The organism is Pseudomonas brassicae (assembly GCF_010671725.1).
Lineage (GTDB): Bacteria > Pseudomonadota > Gammaproteobacteria > Pseudomonadales > Pseudomonadaceae > Aquipseudomonas > Aquipseudomonas brassicae.
Map to the genome: position 1 here is coordinate 1 of NZ_JAAHBU010000441.1, position 6,542 is coordinate 6,542.

General features: G+C 62.9%; 3 protein-coding genes and 2 pseudogenes. 2 read left to right on the forward strand and 3 right to left on the reverse strand.

Going from position 1 to position 6,542, the window contains the following annotated elements; genetic code table 11:
* A pseudogene (locus G3436_RS24040) lies at nucleotides 1-1,413 on the forward strand (thioesterase domain-containing protein); the annotation flags it as partial.
* Nucleotides 1,414-1,472: 59 nt separating this feature from the next.
* Nucleotides 1,473-2,428 (forward strand): annotated as a pseudogene (locus G3436_RS24045) (alpha/beta hydrolase).
* Between the two features lie 63 nt (nucleotides 2,429-2,491).
* Here the strand turns inward: G3436_RS24045 and G3436_RS24050 are convergent.
* The 3 genes from G3436_RS24050 to G3436_RS24060 all read right to left on the reverse strand — a co-directional run.
* Nucleotides 2,492-5,002 carry a TonB-dependent siderophore receptor gene (locus G3436_RS24050; protein ID WP_163950318.1) on the reverse strand — a complete coding sequence of 837 codons (2,511 nt, stop codon included), beginning with the start codon at nucleotides 5,000-5,002 and terminating at the stop codon, nucleotides 2,492-2,494.
* Between the two features lie 106 nt (nucleotides 5,003-5,108).
* Nucleotides 5,109-6,062: a FecR family protein gene (locus tag G3436_RS24055; protein WP_338001316.1), complete on the reverse strand. Its 954-nt coding sequence runs from the start codon at nucleotides 6,060-6,062 to the stop codon at nucleotides 5,109-5,111.
* Nucleotides 6,063-6,542 (reverse strand): RNA polymerase sigma factor (locus G3436_RS24060; protein WP_163950321.1); only part of this gene is annotated, 480 nt, incomplete at its 5' end.

The following is a 6,542-nucleotide window of genomic DNA, read 5'->3' on the forward strand; positions in this document are numbered from 1 at the left end:
CGACCTGGTGCGCCAGCGCGCCGACGGTGTGTTCGACTACCTCGGGCGCTGGACAACCAGGTCAAGGTGCGCGGCTTCCGCATCGAGCTGGGCGAAATCGAATCGCGTCTGCGCCAGCAACCTGGGGTGAGCGATGCGGTGGTGGTCGCCCGCGACACCGGCGCCGGCAAACAACTGATCGGCTATGTGGTGGCGGATGACGCCAGTGGCCAGGGCGAACGTCTGCGCGCCGCATTGCAGGTCGAGCTGCCCGATTACATGGTCCCGGCGCAGATCCTCGTGCTGGACGCCTTCCCGCTCAACCCGAACGGCAAGCTGGACCGCAAGGCCCTGCCCGATCCGGACTTCAAGGCGCGCGTCTTCGTTGCCCCGCGCAATGCGCTGGAGCAAGGCCTGGCGGCCATCTGGCAACAGGTGCTGGAGGTGGAGCAGGTGGGCGTCACCGACAACTTCTTCGAGCTGGGCGGCGACTCGCTGCGTGTGCTCAAGGTGCTGTCCAAGGTGCGTAGCCAGCCGGAGCTGGGCATCGAACTGAAACTGCGCGACCTGATCGGCAAGCCGACCATCGCCGAGCTGTCCGGCTACGCAGCCGATACCTCGTCGCTCGACCCGCTGCTGCTGCTCAACAGCCCGGTCGAGCAGGTACGGCCGCTGTTCTGCCTGCACGCAGGTTTCGGTACCGTGTTCGACTACGAGCCGCTGGCGCGGCGCCTGGAAGGCCAGCGCAGCGTGTACGGCCTGCAATGCCGCATGCTGCTGGAGCGTAGTTGGGAAGACGAATCCCTCGAGGCCATGGCCATCGACTATGCCCAGTACATTCGCCAGAAACAGGCCAGCGGCCCCTATCACCTGCTGGGTTGGTCGCTGGGCGGGACACTCGCGGTGCTGGTCGCGCAGGAGCTGGAAAAACAGGGCCAGCGGGTCAGCTTCCTCGGCCTGGTCGACAGCTTCCTGCCGTCGGCAGTGGCTGTCCGGCCTGCAGCCGATGAAGACTGGAGCGAGGACCTGGGCAGTTTCCTCGGCGTGATCATGGGCGTGTCGAGTGACGCGTTGCCGGTGCTGCAGGTGCGTTCAAGCAGCCCGGCCAACCACCTCGAACACGTAATCGCCGACGTGCAGGCACACGTCATCAGCACCTCGGCATTTGCCGCCATCGGCGCGGACGAACTGGCCCATACCTTCCGCGTGGCCATGAAACTCAAGGCGTTGTCCGAGGCCATCGATGGGTTGCCCACCACCGAGGCGGTGGCGCAGTGCTGGTGGGCCAAGGCGGGTGCAGGCCAGACTCCACGCCTGGCGCACGCGCAACTCAACGAACCGGTTGCCGCCGGCCACTACGACATGCTCAAGCACCCCGAGCTGCTGCGTCGCGTGCTGGAGCAGTTGCAGGAAAGCCACAGCGTCACCTGTTGATACCGCCGCCGCCCCGTCATGCGGGGCGCGTTTTTAATGGATTTGCAAGGAACCCCGACATGCCTCTGGATCCCGACCTCGAAGGCTTCCTGGAGCTGGCCCAGATGGGCCGCCTGAGTGGCAAGAGCAGTGCGTTGCATGAACTGGATCTCGCCCAGGCGCGCACGCAGTTCGAAACCACCTCGCAGGTGCTCGACCCCTGCCCGCCTGGCGCCATCACGGTCAGCACCCTGACTCTCCCGACCCGCGACGGCCAGTCCATCGCGGCGCGCCTGTACCGCGCCAACGCCAGTGACACGGCGTTGCTGCCGACGTTGCTGTTCTTTCATGGGGGCGGTTACGTGGTGGGCAGCCTGGACTCCCACGACTCCATCTGCCGCCGCCTGGCCGCGAGCGGGCGCCATGCGGTGCTGGCGCCGGCTTATCGGCTGGCCCCGGAGCACCCTTTCCCGACGGCCGTGCAGGATGCACTGGATGCCGCCAACTGGCTGGCTGAACACGCTACCTCGCTGCACCTGGACAACCAGCGCGTGACCCTGGCGGGCGACAGTGTGGGGGCCACGCTGGCCACGGTGCTGGCGATCACTGCGGTCAAGCAGCCGCAGGCGCTGCAGCTCAAGCCCAAGGCGCAACTGCTGTTCTATCCGGTGACTGATACCTCGCGCCAACGTGACTCGCACCGCGCTATGCCGAGGACTACCTGCTGGAAACCGCCACGTTGGAGTGGTTCTACCATCACTACAGTGCCGACCCGGCGCAGCATCTGGACTGGCGGGTGTCGCCGCTACTGGCCACCGGGCTGAGCGAATTGGCCCCGGCCTATGTGAGCCTAGCCGAATACGACCCGCTGCATGACGAGGGGCTGGAATACGCCCGCCTGCTGGAGGCCAGCGGTACGCCGGTGACCTTGAAGGTGCAGCAGGGGCTGACCCATGACTTTCTGCGCATGGGCGGGATTGTGGGCGATGTGGACGGTATCTATGCAGCAGTGGATAGCTGGTTGGCAGACCAGTAGTCGACCTTGTGACCCGAGAAACAAAAGCCCGCAATGATGCGGGCTTTTTTTGAGGGGCGTGGTTTACCAGAAGGTGCCACGCAGGGTCAGCATGTGATTGCGTGGCTCGCCATACCAGTTGGCAGCAACCGACGAGCCTACCGTCGAATAGTAGGTTTTGTCGAACACGTTGTTGAGGTTGTAAGCCAAGGTCCAGTGATCGTCCAGTCGATACTCGGCCATCGCATTCCAGACCGCATAGCCAGCTTGGCGATACTCGTAATCTTCTAGCCGAATCACGTCACCGACGTTGTTCAAGACCGGAACTTTGCCACTGACGTAGTTTGAACTTTGCACGTTCACCCCTCCCCCAACCTTCAGATCGTTGAACTCACCTGGCAAACGATAGGTCGACCACAATTTGAACAAGTGCTTGGGTGTCTGGGTACTGAATACAGCGTCATTGCTACGGTTCTGATTATGGTTAAAGGTATAGCCGGCCATCAGGCTCCAGTCCGGCAGTAGCTCTCCACTGACTTCCAGGTCTACGCCCTTGCTGACTACCTCGCCCTGAGACACATAGCAGCAACTGCCGCCAAATGGCACATTGACCTCAACATAACGCGGGTCCTGAACCGCTTCATGTTCGCGCCTGGTGTAGTAAACGGCCAAGGAAGTATTGACCGCACCGCCCCACAACTCGCCTTTGATACCCGTTTCGTAGGTCTTGCCCGTCATGGGTTCCAGCGTGTTGTCAGAAGCCATACCCGCAGGTGGCGGTGGGCCCGCAAGTTTGTTTTGTTGCGGCTTGAAAATTTCCGAGTAACTGGCATAGGTCGACCATTCATCGCTCAGGTCGTACACGACGCCACCATAGGGGACGACCTTGGTTGGTTCGCGAGTCGACAGGTAAGCCGGCTCCGCCCCCCGTTCCTGATAGGTCTGATAGAACTTGTAGCGCTGGGCCCGTGCCCCAACGATGAGGTGCAACGGGTCTGCCAGTTGCAAGCGCAGGGTGGAATAGAGACCGTACTGGATCTGTGTGTTCGGGTTGTAATCGGCAACCCAGTCCTTGGACGTCGGAGGGTTCGGCCATGGCGTGGAGCCAGGATCGAATACGTCAATGGGTTCAAATGCCCCCTGCAGTTGCCCGGTGCCCCGCCACTGGCTGGTGATGCGTTGATGGTCAGCCCCCATCAGGAACTCATGTTGACGATCGAATGCATCGAACTTGCCTGCCAGGTTCACATCCATCAGCTGCTGGTCGCTACGGTACCGCGCAACGCTGCCGTAACGAGTCGCACCGGTTCCGGTCACCGGGTTCACGCTGCCCACATTGAATGCGCGTTTCTGTAACCCGGAATCCTGAGTCTGGGTGTAACTGACGTTGAGCTTCCAGGCATCCGACAGCTCGTGGTCGACCTTGGCAAATACCTCGTCGGACCGACCGTCCTGGAACGCCCAGCTCTCAGTCAGGTTGGTATGGCGCGCAAGGCCAAGATCGGCACCTGTGCTGTAGCGCGGCAGGCCGGCGCTGGCGCCGTTCTCGTTGATGCGCTCCGATCGCCCACCCAGGGTCAGGCGAGTGGAAGGCAGTATGTCTGCCTCGAGGATGCCGTAGAGCGTGGGGCTCTGCGAACTGCGCTCGTCCATGAAATACTGGCGGTCGGTATAGGCTGCCACAAGCCGCCCACGCAACTTCCCGTCAAAGCCCATCGGTCCGGTAATGTCGACCTGGCTACGGTAATTGTCCCAGGAGCCTGCAGAGGCTTCGAACTTCAACTGATAGGTGTCCAGCGGACGTTTTCGCACCATGTTGATGATGCCGCCCGGATCACCGGTGCCGCCAAACAGCCCCGAAGAGCCTCGTAATACCTCGACGTGGTCGAACTCGGCAAGGTTGTACACCTTGCTCGAATAGAAACTGCCCGCAGTGGTACCCAGCGCCATGGGCGCTGCACCATCGATCTGAATATTTTCGATGGCAAAGCCACGGGAGTAGAAGTCATTGATGCGCTCGTTGGAGTTGCGCACAGTGATGCCCGGCGTCATCTTCATGGCATCGGTCAAATCGACCATGCCCTTGTCCTGAATCACCTGATGGGTAATGACCGAAACCGACTGCGGCGTCTGACGCAGGCTGGTCGGGGTCTTGGAGCCGACACTGGTCAGGCTGGGCGTATAGGAACCGGTATTCTCGGTCATCTGCCCCATCCCCTGCCCCTGGATGGTGGTGGTACCCAGCTCCAGCGCCGCCCCCAGCATCGGAGCTTTTTCGACCAGGATCACATCGCCGCTGAGCCTTGCGCTCAAACCACTGCCCAACAACAATCGTTCAAGCCCCTGCTGTACCGCGTAACGCCCGTGCAGCCCTTCGGTTTGCTGGCGGGTCACTACTTCACTGACAACCATCAGGCGCAACCCCGCCTGGTCGGCAAAGCGCGTCAGCGCCTGGTCAAGCGGACCTGCCGCAACATCGAAGACCTGCTCCACGGCGTGCTGGTGGTCCGCCGCCCTGGCCGGCTGGCTGACGCCCACACAGCTCGCTGCCACGATCGCCAGGCTCAAGGCGGTGTGTCTGATCAGATACGGCATAACGCTCCCCTGCTGAAATCAGCGAAATAAAAATCAATCTCGACAGGAAAGACGTCAGCCCTCTGAAAACCGACAGTGGCGGCAAGCAATTATTTTTGCGCGGACCCTACTTTCGCCGCGCGTCGTCGCGCTCGATCACGGTCAACCACGGGAACTGCCGCACGCGCAGCGGCAAGGTGCGCTGCAGCAGTTGCAACTGGGCGTCGGTGTCGCCGGTTGCAACGACGCCGGTGACCGGCAAGCGGCGCAGGTCGTTGTCGCGTACCCAGATCAGGCCGCGGTGGTAGCGACCGATCTGTTCCAGCACCTCGCCCAGCGGCTGCTGGTTGAACACCAGCCTGTCGCGACGCCACGCCGTTGCCGATGCGATGTCCACCGCTTGCGCCCCCTCCAGACCGTGCGGGCCGAACTGCACCGCTTGCCCGGCGTCGACGTCAACAGCCTGCGGATCGCCCTCAAGCGTCACCCGCACCGAATGCTCGGTCACCACCATGCGCACCTGCTCGCCTTCGCGCCGAACGTCGAAGCCGGTGCCCAGCGCGCGCATGCGCCCGTTGCCGGCCAGCACCTCGAACGGCCGTTGCGCATCGGCTGCAACCTGCACGAAGAGCTCCCCAGCGTAGAGGTGTACCACCCGGCGATCGCCTTCCAGATCTATATCGACGCGCGTGCGCGGCGCCAGCTCAAGGCGCGAGCCATCGGCCAGATTCAACGTGCGGTGCTCGCCCAGGGCGGTCATCTGGTCGGCTACCCAGCCTTGACCTTGAGCCTGCCAGTAGAGGCCGCCCGCCAGGCTCACGGCGATTGCCAGGCCCAACAGCGGCACCTTGCGCGACGGTACGGGCGGCCGCTCAAGCGCACTGCCCAGCCGCTCCCACAGCCGTTCCGCCGCGTGCGCGGCATGCTGGTGTTGCGGTGATGCTTCGCACCACTGCAGGTAGGCGTCCCAGGTGGGTGCCTCAGCGCTGCCCGAATTCAGGTCGACCAACCACTGCAAGGCCTGTTCGGTCAGCACTGTGGAGGCGTTGTCGGGAGAAATATCGCTGCGCTCGCGCTTCACTCAGTCATCCATCATTTCGAGGCGTCGAGCACAGTGAAGCAAGGCGCTCATGATGTACTTGCTGACCATGCTCACCGACACCCCGAGCCGCTCGGCGATGGCCGCATGGCCCAGCCCTTCGAGGCGATTGAGCAGCAAGGCCTGGCGGCAGTTGACGGGCAACTCGTCGAGGGCCGTCTGCAACAGCATCAGTTGCTGGCGCAACTCCAGCAGCGCGGCGGGCCCGGGAGACGGGTCGAGCAGTTCATGTTGAACATCGTCCAGCGAGCCGACCGGCCCGCGCCGCGTGTGGCTGCGCCCCAGGTCGATGATCAGGTTGCGCAGCACGCGAATCAGGAAAAAACGTGGGTTGGCAATCGAGTGTGTGCGCTGCTGACGGTCCAGGCCGACGTAGCGCACGAATGCGTCCTGAGTGAGGTCTGCCGCCATTTCCCGGTCGCCCAGGCGACGATAGGCAATCTGCTGCAGTTCGCGGTGATA